This window comes from Bacteroides sp. M10 (genome assembly GCF_014334015.1).
GTDB classification, from domain to species: domain Bacteria; phylum Bacteroidota; class Bacteroidia; order Bacteroidales; family Bacteroidaceae; genus Bacteroides; species Bacteroides intestinigallinarum.
Genome location: NZ_CP060488.1, coordinates 6,047,935 through 6,063,631, shown reverse-complemented (window position 1 = coordinate 6,063,631; position 15,697 = coordinate 6,047,935). Strand labels below are relative to the sequence as shown.

The 15,697-nt window shown below is 40.1% G+C and carries 15 protein-coding genes, 2 tRNA genes and 1 pseudogene; 11 read left to right on the top strand and 7 right to left on the bottom strand.

Going from position 1 to position 15,697, the window contains the following annotated elements:
- The first annotated feature begins 16 nt into the window (after nt 1–16).
- Nucleotides 17–855 (top strand): annotated as a pseudogene (locus H8796_RS22670) (4Fe-4S binding protein).
- On the opposite strand, the gene tilS reads toward H8796_RS22670, so the two are convergent.
- Nucleotides 840–2,120: a tRNA lysidine(34) synthetase TilS gene (tilS, locus tag H8796_RS22665; RefSeq protein ID WP_117934033.1), complete on the bottom strand. Its 1,281-nt coding sequence runs from the start codon at nt 2,118–2,120 to the stop codon at nt 840–842. The pseudogene H8796_RS22670 and the gene tilS sit on opposite strands and share 16 nt — an antisense overlap.
- A 144-nt stretch (nt 2,121–2,264) precedes the next feature.
- Here tilS and feoB point away from each other — a divergent pair, with 144 nt between their 5' ends.
- From feoB to H8796_RS22635, 7 genes are all read left to right on the top strand, one after another.
- Nucleotides 2,265–4,751, top strand: coding sequence for a ferrous iron transport protein B (gene feoB / locus H8796_RS22660; protein ID WP_117934151.1), 2,487 nt, complete (start codon nt 2,265–2,267; stop codon nt 4,749–4,751).
- Nucleotides 4,748–4,963 (top strand): hypothetical protein, encoded by a 216-nt coding sequence (locus H8796_RS22655; protein ID WP_004300786.1) that lies wholly within the window; start codon nt 4,748–4,750, stop codon nt 4,961–4,963. Before feoB ends, H8796_RS22655 begins: the two co-directional genes overlap by 4 nt.
- Before the next feature lie 51 nt (nt 4,964–5,014).
- Nucleotides 5,015–5,086 (top strand) — tRNA-Cys (locus H8796_RS22650).
- Between the two features lie 220 nt (nt 5,087–5,306).
- The gene (locus H8796_RS22645) at nt 5,307–6,020 is read left to right on the top strand and encodes a hypothetical protein (protein ID WP_117934031.1); all 714 of its coding nucleotides are present in this window, start codon (nt 5,307–5,309) and stop codon (nt 6,018–6,020) included.
- Nucleotides 6,021–6,220: 200 nt separating this feature from the next.
- The gene (locus H8796_RS25690) at nt 6,221–7,330 is read left to right on the top strand and encodes a PAS domain-containing protein (protein ID WP_370449166.1); all 1,110 of its coding nucleotides are present in this window, start codon (nt 6,221–6,223) and stop codon (nt 7,328–7,330) included.
- Between the two features lie 34 nt (nt 7,331–7,364).
- Nucleotides 7,365–9,245, top strand: coding sequence for a response regulator (locus H8796_RS25685; protein ID WP_370449167.1), 1,881 nt, complete (start codon nt 7,365–7,367; stop codon nt 9,243–9,245).
- 40 nt (nt 9,246–9,285) lie between these two features.
- A complete protein-coding gene (locus H8796_RS22635) occupies nt 9,286–10,164 on the top strand; it encodes a DMT family transporter (RefSeq protein ID WP_117934029.1) in 879 nt (292 codons plus the stop codon).
- A gap of 59 nt (nt 10,165–10,223) precedes the next feature.
- On the opposite strand, the gene H8796_RS22630 is transcribed toward H8796_RS22635, so the two are convergent.
- Nucleotides 10,224–10,297: transfer RNA gene (locus tag H8796_RS22630), tRNA-Thr, on the bottom strand.
- A gap of 94 nt (nt 10,298–10,391) precedes the next feature.
- Between H8796_RS22630 and H8796_RS22625 the strand changes: the two genes are divergently transcribed.
- Nucleotides 10,392–10,994 (top strand): TlpA disulfide reductase family protein, encoded by a 603-nt coding sequence (locus tag H8796_RS22625; RefSeq protein ID WP_004300781.1) that lies wholly within the window; start codon nt 10,392–10,394, stop codon nt 10,992–10,994.
- Nucleotides 10,995–11,138: 144 nt separating this feature from the next.
- Here the strand turns inward: H8796_RS22625 and H8796_RS22620 are convergent, their stop codons facing one another.
- Nucleotides 11,139–11,870 carry a bifunctional 2-polyprenyl-6-hydroxyphenol methylase/3-demethylubiquinol 3-O-methyltransferase UbiG gene (locus H8796_RS22620; RefSeq protein WP_117934028.1) on the bottom strand — a complete coding sequence of 244 codons (732 nt, stop codon included), beginning with the start codon at nt 11,868–11,870 and terminating at the stop codon, nt 11,139–11,141.
- A gap of 95 nt (nt 11,871–11,965) precedes the next feature.
- Between H8796_RS22620 and H8796_RS22615 the strand changes: the two genes are divergently transcribed.
- Entirely contained in the window at nt 11,966–12,151 is a 186-nt protein-coding gene (locus H8796_RS22615) for a hypothetical protein (RefSeq protein WP_004300779.1), read from the top strand.
- 4 nt (nt 12,152–12,155) lie between these two features.
- Nucleotides 12,156–12,620, top strand: coding sequence for a DUF3592 domain-containing protein (locus H8796_RS22610; protein WP_117934026.1), 465 nt, complete (start codon nt 12,156–12,158; stop codon nt 12,618–12,620).
- Nucleotides 12,621–12,686: 66 nt separating this feature from the next.
- Here the strand turns inward: H8796_RS22610 and H8796_RS22605 are convergent, their stop codons facing one another.
- The 4 genes from H8796_RS22605 to pdxH form a co-directional block, all read right to left on the bottom strand.
- Complete coding sequence (locus H8796_RS22605) at nt 12,687–13,064, bottom strand: VOC family protein (RefSeq protein WP_004304308.1); 378 nt, start codon at nt 13,062–13,064, stop codon at nt 12,687–12,689.
- Nucleotides 13,065–13,078: 14 nt separating this feature from the next.
- Nucleotides 13,079–14,209: a DUF4468 domain-containing protein gene (locus H8796_RS22600; RefSeq protein WP_117934024.1), complete on the bottom strand. Its 1,131-nt coding sequence runs from the start codon at nt 14,207–14,209 to the stop codon at nt 13,079–13,081.
- 13 nt (nt 14,210–14,222) lie between these two features.
- The gene (locus H8796_RS22595) at nt 14,223–14,954 is read right to left on the bottom strand and encodes an MBL fold metallo-hydrolase (protein WP_117934022.1); all 732 of its coding nucleotides are present in this window, start codon (nt 14,952–14,954) and stop codon (nt 14,223–14,225) included.
- Between the two features lie 67 nt (nt 14,955–15,021).
- Nucleotides 15,022–15,669, bottom strand: a complete 648-nt coding sequence (gene pdxH, locus H8796_RS22590; RefSeq protein ID WP_117934020.1) for a pyridoxamine 5'-phosphate oxidase — start codon at nt 15,667–15,669, stop codon at nt 15,022–15,024.
- Nucleotides 15,670–15,697: the final 28 nt, after the last annotated feature.

Sequence of the window (15,697 nt, the reverse complement as noted above, 5' to 3'; positions counted from 1 at the left end):
CATAAAAGAAAATAGTATGACAGTAAATGAAGCTCATTTAATTTATTTTTCGCCTACACACACACATCTAAACAAGTTGCGGAGGCGATTGTTCACGGGACGGGCATAAAAAATATTTTTCCTATTAATGTAACGCAGCAGATTGCGGATGAAATAGTGATTCCTACATCTTCTTTGGCTATTATTGTAGTGCCTGTGTATGGAGGACATGTCGCTCCTTTGGCAATGGAACGTTTGCAGTATATCCGTGGAGTGGGTACTCCTACCGTTTTGGTAGTGGTTTACGGAAATCGCGCTTATGAAAAAGCTTTAATGGAACTGGATGCTTTTGCTATTCCTCACGGATTTAAAGTAATTGCCGGGGCAACTTTTATTGGAGAACATTCATATAGTACCGACAAATACCCGATTGCAGTGGGACGTCCTGATGAATCGGATTTAGCCTTTGCTGCGGAGTTTGGGAAGAAAATCATGGAAAAAATACAGACAGCTGATAGTATGGATACCCTTTATCCGGTGGATGTACGTGCTATCAAACGTCCGAGTCAACCATTCTTTCCTTTGTTTCGTTTTTTGAGGAAAGTCATCAAGTTACGTAAAAGTGGTACACCGCTTCCCCGCGTTCCTTGGGTGGAAGATGAGGATTTGTGTACCCATTGCGGGTTATGTGTGGTCCGTTGTCCGGCAGGGGCTATAACGAAAGGGGACGAGCTACATACGGATGAGGCTAAATGTATCAAATGTTGCGCTTGTGTAAAAGCTTGCGTTAGGAAAGCAAGGGTGTATGATACTCCTTTTGCAGCTTTGTTATCAGATTGCTTCAAGAAACGGAAGTTGCCTCAGACTATTTTGTAAATCACGACGCGCTTAGTCGTTTCATCAATACGAAAGCGATTGTCTGTTCGTTCGCCTATCAGCCATGCGATGTGTTCTCCACAGCAGAGTACCCATTGGCGTTCTTTTTGGCTGATAGAAAATTTGCGGTCGGTCAGATAATCGCTTATTTTTTTCTTTCCTTTCATTCCAAAAGGAATAAAAGTGTCTCCCGGCTGCCATTTCCGGTAATGAATTTCTCCATTCAGTTTGTCGGCATCAAAACAGGCAATTTCCTTTTCACGTGGAATGAGAAAATCCGGGGTGTATTCTCTTTCTTCTTTGATAATTTGAAAAGGAGGAAGAGTCTCATTTTCAGATTCAACTGTTTCTATTAATAGGAATTCTCTGTCTTTTATCACTCTCCATTCTTTGCTACAGAATTGCTTGCCCGGTTGGCTATGAAGCGAATGGGCGATATCTTTGATTTGTGCGGAATTGAATCCTAGAGGATGCAGGACTTCGAATAAGATGGCTTCGGGTGCCGGTTCCTTTACTAAATCACTGATTCGGATACCTTCTGCCGTAATGACTTTCTTTTTAGTTTCCTCTATACATTTATTATATATAGTGGCTACATCATTCAGGTAATTACTCGTATCTATCAGAGTGTTTTTGACTGACGGATTAATTTCCTGCATGAGAGGAAGGAGATTAAGACGGATTTTATTACGGGTATATTCGTCTTCCAGATTGGTGCTGTCTGTCACATAATCTTGTCCGATGTTTTGCAGGTAACGAATTATTTCTTCGCGGTTGATACAAAGCAGAGGGCGTACGATGGTTCCATTACGGGGGCGGATTCCTAATAGACCGGTAATTCCTGTTCCCCGAATCAGGTTAAGTAGTATAGTTTCTATGCTATCATCCTGGTGATGGGCCACAGCGACAACATCTGCCTGACATTCTTTTCTAATTTTCTCGAACCATTGGTAGCGGAGTTCCCGTGCGGCCATTTCAATCGAAATATGTTTTTCCGTTGCATATTGGGTCGTGTTGAAATCAATGGTATGTAAATGGATTTCCATTCTTTCGCAAAGTTGGCGGACAAATAACTCGTCCCGGTCTGACTCTTTGCCTCGCAGGTGGAAATTACAATGTGCGGCTTCGCAATGATAGCCTGCTGTATGCAGAATATATAGTAATGCCACCGAGTCGGCACCACCACTCAATGCGACCAGGATTTTATCATCTGGTGAGAATAAATGTTCCTTTTCTATATATTTTGTAACGCGTTGTTGTATCATACCTGCAAAGATACGAGTTTATCAATAAGTTTTTTTATTTTTTCTGAATCTTTTAGAGGATGAAAAAGCTGCTATTTAAAAACATTCTAAATAATTTGCATGCTCCGAAGTTATGAATTATCTTTGCCAAAAATTTTGAGAGTTATGCGTTTGTCCGAATTAAAAACAGGAGAAAAAGGTGTTATTGTAAAGGTATTGGGGCACGGTGGTTTTCGTAAACGTATTGTGGAGATGGGCTTCATTAAAGGTAAAACGGTTGAAGTGCTGTTGAATGCTCCGCTAAAAGATCCCATAAAATATAAAGTTTTAGGTTATGAAATTTCTCTTCGTCGTCAGGAAGCTGAAATGATCGAAGTTATCAGCGAAGAGGAAGCAAAGAAACTGGCCGAGAAGACCGTTTATCATGAAGGATTGCCTGAAGACCTTTCAGTAAAAGAAGAAGATATGAAACGGTTGGCGTTAGGTAAACGCCGTACTATCAATGTTGCTTTGGTCGGAAACCCGAACAGTGGCAAGACTTCTTTATTTAATCTTGCATCCGGTGCTCATGAGCATGTTGGAAACTACAGCGGCGTAACCGTGGATGCCAAAGAAGGTTATTTTGATTTCGAAGGCTATCATTTCCGTATTGTCGATTTGCCGGGAACTTATTCTTTGTCTGCTTATACGCCGGAAGAAATCTATGTGCGTCGTCATATTATCGATGAAACTCCGGACGTGATTATTAATGTAGTCGATTCCTCTAATCTGGAGCGAAACTTATATCTGACTACTCAATTGATAGATATGAATGTCCGCATGGTGGTAGCTCTGAATATTTATGATGAGTTGGAAGCCAGTGGAAATACATTGGATTATCATCTGTTGAGTAAGTTGTTCGGGGTGCCGATGTTGCCTACTGTCAGTAAGAAAAATCGTGGATTGGATACCTTGTTTCATGTTGTTATCAATCTGTATGAAGGAGTAGACTTCTTCGATAAACAGGGAAATATGAATCCGGAAGTTCTTAAGGATTTGACCGAATGGCATGATTCTCTGGAAGATCGTAAGAACCACGAGGAAGAGCATTTGGAAGATTATGTACGTGAACATAAAAAGACGGGGCGTGTCTTCCGGCATATTCATATCAATCATGGTCCTGATATCGAAAAAGCGATTGAAGCTGTAAAAAGTGAAGTGTCCAAAAACGAATTTATCCGTCATAAATATTCTACCCGTTTCCTCTCCATTAAATTGTTGGAGAATGATCCTGACATTGAGCGCATTGTGCGCACATTGCCAAATGCGGATGAGATATTCCATGTCCGTGACAAGATGTCGAAGCGTGTTCAGGATACAATGAATGAGGATTGTGAATCGGCTATTACGGATGCTAAATATGGATTTATCAGTGGTGCACTGAAAGAGACATTTACAGATAATCACTTGGAGCAGGCGCAGACAACAAAAGTGCTGGATTCGATCGTAACTCACCGTGTCTGGGGATTTCCTATTTTCTTCCTTTTTATGTATCTGATGTTTGAAGGTACGTTTGTCATTGGAGAATATCCGATGATGGGGATTGAATGGCTTGTTGAGCAGATTGGTGACTTGTTGCGCAATAATATGACGGAAGGTCCATTTAAAGATTTGCTGATTGATGGAATTATTGGTGGGGTAGGAGCGGTTATTGTCTTTTTGCCGAATATCTTGATTTTGTATTTCTGCATTTCTCTTATGGAAGATTCGGGTTATATGGCTCGTGCGGCTTTTATCATGGATAAAATCATGCATAAAATGGGATTGCACGGAAAATCATTCATTCCTTTGATTATGGGATTTGGATGCAATGTACCTGCTATTATAGCTTCCCGTACTATTGAGAACCGGAAGAGCCGTCTTATTACAATGTTGGTAAATCCTTTGATGTCTTGCAGTGCGCGTCTGCCAATTTATTTATTGTTGGTGGGTGCTTTCTTCCCGGATAATGCAAGTCTGGTGTTGTTAAGTATTTATGTGATTGGTATTGTACTGGCTGTGGTAATGGCTCGCTTGTTTAGCAAGTTTCTGGTGAAGGGTGATGATACTCCATTTGTGATGGAACTTCCACCTTACCGGATGCCGACAGCAAAATCGATCTTCCGTCACACATGGGAAAAGGGAGCGCAGTATTTGAAAAAGATGGGAGGAATTATTATGATTGCTTCTATTATAATCTGGTTCTTGGGGTATTATCCGAATCATGATGCTTATGAAACAGTTGCCGAGCAGCAGGAAAATTCCTATATCGGCCAGTTGGGACGTGGTATAGAGCCAGTTATAAAACCACTGGGATTTGATTGGAAACTAGGTATTGGCTTGCTTTCCGGTGTGGGAGCGAAAGAATTGGTAGTAAGTACATTAGGTGTCTTATATGCAGATGATCCGGATGCTGATTCAGTAAGTTTGGCAGAACGAATTCCGATTACTCCATTGGTTGCTTTCTGTTATATGTTGTTTGTATTGATTTACTTCCCGTGTATTGCGGCGATAGCGGCTATAAAACAGGAATCGGGTAGTTGGAAATGGGCGCTTTTTGCTGCTTGTTACACAACGGGATTGGCTTGGCTTGTATCATTTGCTGTTTATCAGATTGGAGGATTGTTTGTATGAATAATTGGCAAGATTGGGTAGTCGGAGTACTGGTTGTACTCTGCATTGCCCGCGTCATATATGGAATATTTCGTTTTTTTCGTCGTACGCGAGAAAATCAGAATCCTTGTGACAGCTGTGTAAGTGGCTGTGAACTAAAGGATATGATGGACAAGAAACGCGGAGAGTGTGATGTAAAGAAAAAAAGTACAAAGAAAAATTGCTGCGGATAGTTGGTAGTTTCAAAATTTGTACTACCTTTGCAACCGCAAACGAGAAATAATGGTTCCTTGGATGAGTGGCTTAGTCAGCGGTCTGCAAAACCGTGTACGGCGGTTCGAATCCGCCAGGAACCTCAAGTAACACTTTGAATTCCTTGAAAGTCAAGTACTTTCAAGGAATTTCTTTTTTGGGGGACCATTCTGGGGACCAATTAGGTAGTATATTATGGATATACCGTTACTGCATGCGCTAATCCTTTTTATTTTAGGTTTTTCCCTACTGACAATTATGGAATTCACTTATTTATTCTGATTTTCCTGCGTTACTTTTGTTCTAAACCAAAAGAAAAACGCCATGAAAAAGATTTTATTTATCCTGTTTGTTGCCCAGTTTATTTTGGCTCCTTATATAATAAAGGGCTATGGTGCAAATCTTGTTGAAGATAATTATGAGTATTCGGGAGTTGACCAAGGGAGAGAGACTGTTGAAAAGGATATTTTAGGTAATATCATTATTCGTGATGATAATGGTAATAGAAAGACTATTGAAAAGGATATCTTAGGGAATATCATCATTCGTGATGATAAAGGCAATAGAAAGACTATTGAAAAGGATATTTTGGGGAACATCATTATCCGTGATGATAGAGGCAATAGAACGACTATTGAAAAGGATATTTTAGGAAATTTCATTGTTCGTGATGATAAAGGTAATAGAACGACTATTGAAAAGGATATTCTAGGAAATACCATTATTCGTGATGATAAAGGCAATAGAAAGACTATTGAAGAAGATATTCTAGGAAATACCATTATCCGGGACGATAAGGGTAATAGAAAAACTATAGAGAAAGATATTCTGGGAAATACTATTATTCGCGATGACAAAGGGAATAGAAAGACGATTACAAAAGATATCTTTGGGAATACTATTATCGAGGATGATAAGGGGAATAGAACAACCATTAAAAAAGATATTTTTGGAAACGAAATAATTGAATATGGTAACGGTCATGGGAAAATTATTAAAAAGGATATTTTTGGAAATACAGTCATTGAGGAGTATTAAAATGTACTTTTTAAAATGATAATATACGGGATGTCATTTGAGATAGGGGTTATTCACAATATCGTGGATAGCCCCTTATTGTATGTTATAACCTGGCAATAATATTTTCGCTATAAAATCATATTATAATCGTAAAAGTGTATATATTTGCATAGTGCGGAGATAAAATATTTATTTCTAAGTTATTCAAGGATAAAGAAATGGAACACAAACAATTACTAACTGTATTTAATTCACTTCCTGTTGGAATAGGTTTCTTCACAGCCGATGGCACTCTGGTAAGATGCAATGAAAGCTTCTGCCGAATTTTTGGCGCTGACTCGCAAACGCTTCTTGGTAATAAACTCAACATAAATGAAAATTCTGTGGTTCCTGACGTGGTGAAGGAAGCAGTTCGTCGTTGTGTTCCGGTACAGATGAGTTTTTTGTATGATTTCGATAAACAGAGAACCGATAAACGCTTTTTCTCTACGCGTACTCGGACCTGCTATTTGAAATGTAATGGTAATCCTCTTTATGATAATGATGGCAAGTTTGTTAATTACATTTTTATCTTTGAAGATATTACAGAAACGGTGAAAAGTGAAGAGGTACTCCGTCAAAGTCGCCGGAAAACGGAGCTTGCTATGAAGGCAGCCAACATCATGTTTTGGGAATTTGATGCAGTGGCCAAATTATTTTATAGTGATAATGAACCGCTGAATGGATACGATCAGTCTAAGCCAGTTAGTATGGCACTATATCTGGAGACTTTGCATCCGGATGACCGTAGTCAGGTTACTGAAGTAATGGAAAGAATGAGCAATGGGGAAGACTTTTCTTTTTCTTTTGATAGCAGGGTTATGTTGCCGGATAGCTCAACCTGGCAATTTTGTACGATAAGCGGTGCTCCTTATGAATTTGATTCTAATAAGAAGGTATTGAAATATGTTGGTACCCGAAAGAATAATACGGAGGTGCAGAAAAAGCAGCAGTTCTTCTATAATATATTAAATAATCTTCCGTTATCTGTTCATATCAAAGATGTAGAGAATGATTTCCGCTATGTTTTTTGCAATGAAGAGAGTAAGCTCGTGTTTGGTACCAGCGAAGATAAAACTACTTATGATGTGCTGAGTGAAGAAGAAGTAGAGCGTATTCAGAAGACAGATTTAGAGGTATACAATACTGGGAACCCTTATTTCGGCATGGAACGTATTATACTGAAGGATGGACGCAGCTATGATACTATTGTTCGCAAAAGTATAATTGAAGATGATGGCAAGCGCTTTCTGTTAAATACCCGCTGGGATCAGAGTTTTACAAAATGAACTGAAGCGTCGTGCACAGCTGTTAACTGTCACTATGGAAGCGATGAATGCCTTCACCTGGTTTTTCGAGCCGGCTAAGAACAGGGTGAGTTTCGGTGAAGGTTTTGATAAAAATGGGAAAAAGGCATCAGAAATTAATTCGGTCGAGAAATATCTGACTCTCGTACATCCTGATGACCGACAAAAGTTTGCTGAAACTTTGCAAAAGGCGGTAGAACTAGGAAGCGGTGTATGGGATGTGGAATATCGCATTGACTTTAAAGGAGATGGCGTGTATCAATGGTGGGAAACGCGTGGCCTTGTTGAAACCACAACTTTGAACGATGCTCCTTATAAGTATCTGTTCGGTATGACGCAAAATATCGATTCCTATAAGCAGACTGAATTGACCTTACTAAAGAATAAAGAAATACAGGACGCTTTGGTACGACAGAATGAACTGGTTCTTAACAATACGAATTCAGGGTTGGCCTACATCACGAAGGAATATATGGTTCAATGGGAAAATATTTCGTTATGTTCAAAAAGTCTTTCTTTTGAAGCCTACAAAAAAGGTAAACTTTGCTATAAAAGTACATATAATCGTACTTCTCCCTGTGAAAATTGTGTGATGCAACGTGCTTTTGTTTCATTACAGACGGAACAGATGAAGTTTTCGTTGGACAGTGCACATACCGTTGAAGTGTTTGCCACTCCCGTAGTTCTTGAAGATGGATTTGTGGATGGTGTTGTAATTCGCGTGGATGATGTAACGGAGCGTGAAAAAATGATTAAGGAATTGCAGGAAGCCAAACATCAGGCAGAGCAGTCTGATAAATTGAAATCTGCGTTCTTGGCGAATATGAGTCATGAAATCCGTACTCCCTTGAATGCTATTGTAGGTTTTTCGGAGTTGATGGCTTATGCCGGAGAAGAAGAAAAGGCGGACTATATCCAGATTATTAATAGTAATAATGAGTTATTGCTAAAACTGATAAATGATATACTTGATTTATCCAAGCTGGAAGCCGGTTCGGTAGAACTGAAATACGAACCGTTCGACTTATCCGAACATTTTGAAAACATGTTTACTTCCATGAAGCAGCGCCTGAAGAATCCGGATATCGTGTTAACTGAAATCAATCCTTATCACTGTTGCCGGGTAACTCTGGACCGTAATCGCGTGACACAAATTATAACGAATTATGTCACTAATGCTATCAAATATACTTCAAAAGGTTCTATTAAAATGGGATATGCATGTAAGGATGGAGGCGTCTATTTTTATGTGAAAGATACCGGCATTGGTATAGCTGATGATAAAAAAGGAAAAGTATTCCAGCGTTTTGAGAAACTTGATGAGTTTGCCCAAGGTACCGGACTTGGACTTTCCATTTGCAAGGCAATTGCAGAAGCTATGGGAGGTAAAGTCGGCTTTGAATCGGTACACAATGAAGGATCGCTGTTTTGGGCATTTTTACCTTGTGAAGTCGATACACTTTCTATGGTAGAAGAGAAGAAAGAAGAGAATATCTCCGGAGAAGAGTTTGGTGCGAATGACGAAGTGATGGAGAAGAGTGCCGGTCGGAAAACAATTCTCATAGCTGAAGATATACAAAGTAATTATCAGCTGGTGTCTACTATCCTAAAGGATCATTATGATTTACTGCATGCAGAGAATGGGCAAAAGGCAGTGGAAATAGCGCGTAGCCAACATGTCGATTTGTTGTTGATGGATATGAAAATGCCAGTACTGGATGGTTTGAAGGCTACAGCTGAAATACGTAAGTTTAATGCTAGCTTGCCTATCGTCGCACTTACCGCCCATGCTTTCGATTCTGACCGGATTGCTGCAATAAAGGCTGGCTGTAATGAATATCTGGTTAAGCCGATTGAAAAAATGAAATTAATGGTGGCATTAAAGAAATATTTATAATCTTTGCATTGTGAATATCTGGAATTAGTTGAATATATCGATGAATCGTATTAAAGGTATACTTTATGCGGCGGTATCCTCCTCCACTTTTGGGCTGGCTCCGTTTTTTTCTATAACTCTGTTGTTAGCCGGTTTTTCGGCTTTCGAGGTACTTTCTTATCGTTGGGGAGTGGCGGCTATTGTATTGACACTGTTTGGATGGTGTTCGGGATGTAATTTCCGGCTGGCAAAGAAAGATTTGTTAGTCGTTTTCTTATTAAGTTTGTTGCGGGCAACCACCTCATTCAGTTTGCTCATTGCTTATCAGAATATAGCCACGGGCGTAGCATCGACTATTCATTTTATGTATCCGTTGGCCGTATCATTGGCAATGATGTTTTTCTTTCACGAAAAGAAATCTCTTTTGGTGATGCTTGCTGTTTTAATGTCTTTGTTTGGTGCGGCTTTACTGTCATCGGGAGAGTTGGAGGCGAAAAGTGGTCATACAATAGTAGGATTGGTGGCGGCTTGCATTTCTGTCTTTTCTTACGGAGGATACATCATTGGGGTTCGAACAACACGAGCCGCTCAAATCAATTCCACTGTACTGACGTGTTATGTTATGGGGATGGGAGCTGTTCTCTATCTGATAGGAGCTATGGCAACTTCCGGGCTTCATCTGGTGACAGACGGTTATATATGGCTGATTATTTTAGGACTTGCATTGCCGGCTACGGCTATTTCCAATATAACTTTGGTACGGGCAATTAAGTATGCGGGACCTACACTGACTTCTATTTTAGGTGCGATGGAACCACTGACAGCCGTTGTGATCGGTGTCTTTGTTTTTAAAGAACTGTTTACCCTGAATAGTGCTATTGGAGTTCTTTTAATTTTGTTGGCTGTGGGTATGGTAGTATTTTGTAAGCAAAAATCTTAAAGAAGATATTAATAAAAAATGCTGCTTATCTGATGTGATAAACAGCATTTATTCTGGAGAGCCTCTTGTCGGATTCGAACCAACGACCCCGAGATTACAAATCACGTGCTCTGGCCAACTGAGCTAAAGAGGCGTTTTTCTTTTGCGGGTGCAAAGGTATGAATTTCTTTTAAAAATGCAAATACATCACATACTTTTTTTATATTTGCAAAGTTACCAATGATTAGATGAAAATGAAAATTATGAATGTATGTAGTGTGGCGCTTTTAGCCATAGGTATATGGGCTTGTTCCGGACAGAAGAAAGGAACGGCGAATGTTGAAGTTGCAACAGATAGTGTAGAAGTAACTGCGGATGCAAAATCTGTTCAGGCAGATAGTACAGGATATATTGTCCGGGTAGGAGAGATGGCTCCGGATTTCACAATTACCTTGACAGATGGGAAACAAGTGAGTTTATCTTCCCTTCGTGGTAAAGTTGTCATGTTGCAGTTCACTGCAAGCTGGTGTGGAGTTTGCCGTAAAGAAATGCCGTTTATCGAGAAGGATATTTGGTTGAAGCATAAAAATAATGCAGACTTTGCTCTGATTGGTATTGACCGTGACGAACCGCTTGACAAAGTACTGGCTTTTGCTAAATCTACCGGAGTCACTTATCCGTTAGGACTGGATCCGGGAGCTGATATTTTTGCGAAATATGCATTACGTGAATCCGGAATAACGAGAAACGTGTTGATTGATAAGGAAGGGAAAATTGTAAAGCTGACTCGTTTATATAATGAGGAAGAGTTTGCTTCTCTTGTGCAGGCAATTAATGAAATGCTAAAATAAAAGAAAACCCTCATCAGATGTTTCTAACGGAACAGGTATGAGTATATAAAAATAGTAACGCTATCCTGATGTGATGGCGTTACTATTTTGGTTATATAGTGACGCTATCCGGAGTGCATACCGTCACTATATGATGATGTATTTTCAAGCAATGCTAAGTTTGACCAGATAATCGTAATGCTTTCCTTCTTTTATCAATTCTGCCTTAAAACCACATTCGGAAGCATATAAGCTAAGAGTCTGGAAATCTACATATAACCAGTCGAATGTGTCTCCTTCTACATCTTTATACTGCATTTGGAAGTCAATCTCTCCGTAATAATCTCCGGCAAGGTCGATGACTATGCTACCGTCTTCCTCTTCAAAAAGATAACGCAAATCACTGGAATCCATAAGTATGCATCCACCAGGGCGGAGAATACGTTTCATCCGTTGGAAAAAAACGGGCATATTATTCAGCCGTCCGATAATTCCGGAACCATTCATGAGCATTAGGATCGTATCGAATGTTTCGGAAAATGTTTCATCAAAAAGGTTGATGAGGCGGGGATCGTTCACTCCGCGTTGTTTCATTACTTCGACAGATAAGGGAGAAATGTCAATGGCGCATACGTTTTTTCCCATTTCCTGAAGTGCCAGCGCATGGCAACCACTTCCGGCACCTACATCCAAAATCCGTCCGGTAGCCATTTGCAGGGCGGTACGCTCTAGTATAGGCATAGACTGTATATTACGAAACAGTTCTTTGACGGGAATTTCATCTTCTTCGAATTGAGAAGAAAATACCCGCAAACGATCAGCTCTGTGATGGTTGAAATAGTCAGAAATAGCGGCTCCCATCGGGTCCTTTTCTGCAGAAAGAATTGTTGTTGCCATTGGTGGTTACGATTGTTAACTTTGCAAAGATAAATAAATCCGCAGAAAAGGGTTATCTTTGCCATCGGAAATATTGAATACTAATAAATGATTATATGAGTATAGAAGAAGCAATCATGGGTGGCATCGTTTTTAAAGGTAAGAAAGATAAGCCCAAAGAAGAGGAAAAGGTGAAAACGAAAGCGAAAAAAGCGACGTATATTCGTGGTCAGCATGGTTCGGGTGCAGCGAAGATGAAAGCAGATATCCGGAAGAAAAGAGCTAGTCGACATAAAAAATAAAAATATGTTTATAAATATAATAGTTTGTATAGTCGCTGTTATACTTCTATTGCGAGGTGCTTTTCTTGTTCTGCAAATGGGAATCTTGTGGATAATTCATTGCAAGATAATAAAAGCGTATAGCAAGAAAACATATGGGAAGGTAGTGGATATAGAGATACTAAAGTCTGATGGTGTGAATATTACTGATGTATGTATACCAAAAATAAAATATAAATTGGAGGGAGAAAAAGAGGTATGTTGCCAATTTCTTCCTTCTGCTCCAAAGAGTGAAGGGGAAAGTCATGTTTATCTTTATCCAAAACAGTATCATGTAGGTGATAAGGTTGTCATATTGTATGATAAAAATAAGAAAGATGATATGTTTGTGTTGCCAAGCATGCAAATAATGAGGCTGTTTATTAGCCATTTTGTTCTTGGTAGTTTTTTTATAATGTCGGCAATTTTAGGGCTATCCTTTGTTTTTTAGAAACAGCGTTCTATATATAAAAAGGTGGGGCAGGATAATTATCCTGCCCCACCTTTTTATATAAAATCACTTCTGTGGAAGTATTTCAATCCAGTAATCATCCGGGTCGTTAATAAAATAAAGCCCCATGGCAGTATTCTCAAAACATACACAATTCATTTCTTTGTGATAGGCCCTGATTGCATCGTAATCACCGGCTACACGAAAACAGAGGTGACTTTCGTTTTCCCCCAGTTCGTATGGAGCAGTATGATCTTTGAGCCATGTCAATTCCAATAGGAATCCCGTTTCATTATCTGTCAGGTAAACCAGTGTGAATGAACCGTCGGATGCTTCTTTCCGATGATGTTCTTTTAAGCCGAGTGCTTTCTCATAAAAAGCGATACTCCGCTCCAAGTTTGTAACGTTGATATTAAAATGGTCAAATTTACTTTTTATTTCCATTGTTGCAATTTTCCTTATTTTTTCATTAAGAGTTTCACAATTTCTCCAACATAGGTACGGGGTTGTCCGGCTTGCGGAGTTGTCTGTGAAGGCATTTTCTTACATTCGATAACAGCTGAAGGAGTTGTTTGGTTCGGGGCATACAATTTCAGTGTATAGCTGTCTGCCTTTTCTATAGCATCATAAGGTTGGTCGGGTGAAAGTGTGCAATATGCAACAGCTTTTCCTGATTGATACCCCAATGCACCACCTGCATTTGCAGTCATATTGGTCATGTTGAACTCATCTTTTCCAATACTGATTACTAATTTACCACTTCCCATTAAGGCATATACTTCGCCCGGAATTTGTTTCAAATCAATTTTTGTATAACCGGATGCGTCGGATGCAACTTTGGTAGCCGGAGTGGCAGGAGTCAAAGTAGCCGCAGGAATGGTGGTTTGGGCAGATTCGGTAGTGGTAACTTTACCTCCCTGACCGATAACGATCGGACCGGCAGCAGCCACAACAGATGGTTTTTGTTGCTCTTCTTCTTTCTTCTTTTTCTCTGTCTTCGGACGAGTATCAGGTGCTCCGAAAGCTACTGCTACATCCATAAACATATCATCTGCGAAGTCCACAGTTTTTCTACGCCATTTAGCCAGGCCGCGCACTAATTTGGTCTTTGTTTTATTGAGCGCATATTTATCAGTAATCCATTCTTCCGCTTTGTATTTCTCTGTTTCGCGATAAGTGAAACGGATTTTCTCAAGCTCTACCAGACAGTTGCCGGGTTTACAGGTAACGGTAATCTGGTAGTTGACCAGTGTACGGTCTAATGAGAGGGCGCTTGAACTGAAAACAATCCATTCTTCTCCAACACCGGCAATTGTCCCCTTTGCTTCGTCAGAGAAAACAATGCGGCTATCAATATTTTTATTTTCTTTCAGACGTTCGTCCATCCACTTTGTCATTGTGTCGTAGATTTGTGCCTGACTCATTCCGGGAATCTGGAACTCTTTGGAAAATACTACTTTACCATCTACTTCAGGAACAGCTCCTACAAGGTACCTGGTGTCATCTTTCTTCTCTTTTGCAGAATCTGCCTTCATTGCCATCGGCAATGCAAGGAACAGGGTAAGAAACAGAATCGTAAATTTATTCATAATTATCATGTGTTTATTTGGTAATCTCAAAACTTTCGCCCCGATGGGTGATGCTGATAAAACGGCATCCGGCATTTTCAGCAAAACTACGAAGCGCATTTCCCCCCTCATAATCTTCACTGAAGTGCATGGGCACAAATATAGTAGTTTTTATTTGTTCGATGAACTGTTTTGCCCCTTTCATGTAATCTTTTCCCATTCTCCGATCCACCGGGAATAGTACTAAATCGATGTTTGGCGCTTTTTCTTTTAAATATTTAACTTCTGCAAGGAAATCACCATTGGCTTTTCGGATCTCTTCTTCAGTAGATTCCTCACTCCAATGCCAGTTGTTCAAGTCACCGGCATGGAAGATACTCCAATCTTGCAGGTGAAGCAGGAACGAACTGCCGACATCCGTTGAGCCGAAAGCATTGATACGAATTGTCTCGTCTTCGTATGTTTCTCCTTTTTTAATATAGAAAGCATCTTCGACTTTGGCACGGTGGGACTTCAAGATATCTTTGGAGAAAATATATTGAATGTCAGGGCGTTGTTCTTTCCAGGTCAATATCTCACGGTTAAAGTGGTCGGGATGGAAATGGGTGGCCAATACGTATAGTTTACCCGGCCTTTGCAGGAGATAATCATGTACGATTCCCCGGTTATGTTCCGTTTCGGAAGAATCTTTGTAGTAATCGATGATAACGGTTACACCTTCCATTTCGATGGCGAAACCGCTGTGATAAATATAATCCAGTGTCATAAGCTGACTATTTTATAGTTGCAATATTACGTATTCTAGTTGGAGTTGCCAAGAAAAATCGACGAAATCAAGGAGCAAGACGACTGATTTTCCATTCCCCGTCCGGTTGCAGGGTATATAGAAAACGGTCGTGCAGACGGTTGGGGCGTCCTTGCCAGAATTCAATCCTTGTAGGGGTAACGGCATATCCGCCCCAATTATCGGGCCTCTCCACTTCTTTTCCGATCCACCGGGCTGCCTCCCTGACAAAAGACCGTATTAATTGCATTCGGCTTGTTATAGGTTGACTTTGAGGAGAAATTCGTGCACCGACCCGACTTTTATAAGGACGTTTCCGGAAATATTCATCCGATTCTTCCGGAGGAACTTTCGTCGCTATTCCCTCTATATGTATTTGTCTTTCGAGTGCGTGCCACACAAAAGAGAGGGAGATATACGGATTTTGTGCCAATTGCCTGCCTTTACGGCTTTCATAATTGGTATAGAAGACAAATTTTCCATCATGGAGCCCTTTTAATAATACGGTACGCGTGGACGGTCTTCCTTCAGGGGATACAGTTCCTACAATGACAGCAGTTGGTTCATCCACCTCTGCGTCAATTGCTTCTTGTAGCCAACGACTGAAAAGCGAAAGCGGGTCGCCGGGAAGTTCATTTTCCCGCAACCCGCCTTTCGTATATTCCTGTCGGATATCTGCTATGTTTAATTTCGCCATAAGATTATCTGGCAGTTTTTAGTTCTTA

Excerpts from the sequence above, each read along its gene's own strand:
- feoB (WP_117934151.1), top strand. The coding sequence starts at position 2,265 with ATGCGTTTGTCCGAATTAAAAACAGGAGAAAAAGGTGTTATTGTAAAG.
- H8796_RS22595 (WP_117934022.1), bottom strand. The coding sequence starts at position 14,954 with ATGACACTGGATTATATTTATCACAGCGGTTTCGCCATCGAAATGGAA.
- H8796_RS25690 (WP_370449166.1), top strand. The coding sequence starts at position 6,221 with ATGGAACACAAACAATTACTAACTGTATTTAATTCACTTCCTGTTGGA.
- H8796_RS22635 (WP_117934029.1), top strand. The coding sequence starts at position 9,286 with ATGAATCGTATTAAAGGTATACTTTATGCGGCGGTATCCTCCTCCACT.
- H8796_RS22645 (WP_117934031.1), top strand. The coding sequence starts at position 5,307 with ATGAAAAAGATTTTATTTATCCTGTTTGTTGCCCAGTTTATTTTGGCT.
- H8796_RS22620 (WP_117934028.1), bottom strand. The coding sequence starts at position 11,870 with ATGGCAACAACAATTCTTTCTGCAGAAAAGGACCCGATGGGAGCCGCT.
- tilS (WP_117934033.1), bottom strand. The coding sequence starts at position 2,120 with ATGATACAACAACGCGTTACAAAATATATAGAAAAGGAACATTTATTC.
- H8796_RS22610 (WP_117934026.1), top strand. The coding sequence starts at position 12,156 with ATGTTTATAAATATAATAGTTTGTATAGTCGCTGTTATACTTCTATTG.
- H8796_RS22625 (WP_004300781.1), top strand. The coding sequence starts at position 10,392 with ATGAAAATGAAAATTATGAATGTATGTAGTGTGGCGCTTTTAGCCATA.
- pdxH (WP_117934020.1), bottom strand. The coding sequence starts at position 15,669 with ATGGCGAAATTAAACATAGCAGATATCCGACAGGAATATACGAAAGGC.
- H8796_RS22615 (WP_004300779.1), top strand. The coding sequence starts at position 11,966 with ATGAGTATAGAAGAAGCAATCATGGGTGGCATCGTTTTTAAAGGTAAG.
- H8796_RS22605 (WP_004304308.1), bottom strand. The coding sequence starts at position 13,064 with ATGGAAATAAAAAGTAAATTTGACCATTTTAATATCAACGTTACAAAC.
- H8796_RS22655 (WP_004300786.1), top strand. The coding sequence starts at position 4,748 with ATGAATAATTGGCAAGATTGGGTAGTCGGAGTACTGGTTGTACTCTGC.
- H8796_RS25685 (WP_370449167.1), top strand. The coding sequence starts at position 7,365 with ATGGAAGCGATGAATGCCTTCACCTGGTTTTTCGAGCCGGCTAAGAAC.
- H8796_RS22600 (WP_117934024.1), bottom strand. The coding sequence starts at position 14,209 with ATGAATAAATTTACGATTCTGTTTCTTACCCTGTTCCTTGCATTGCCG.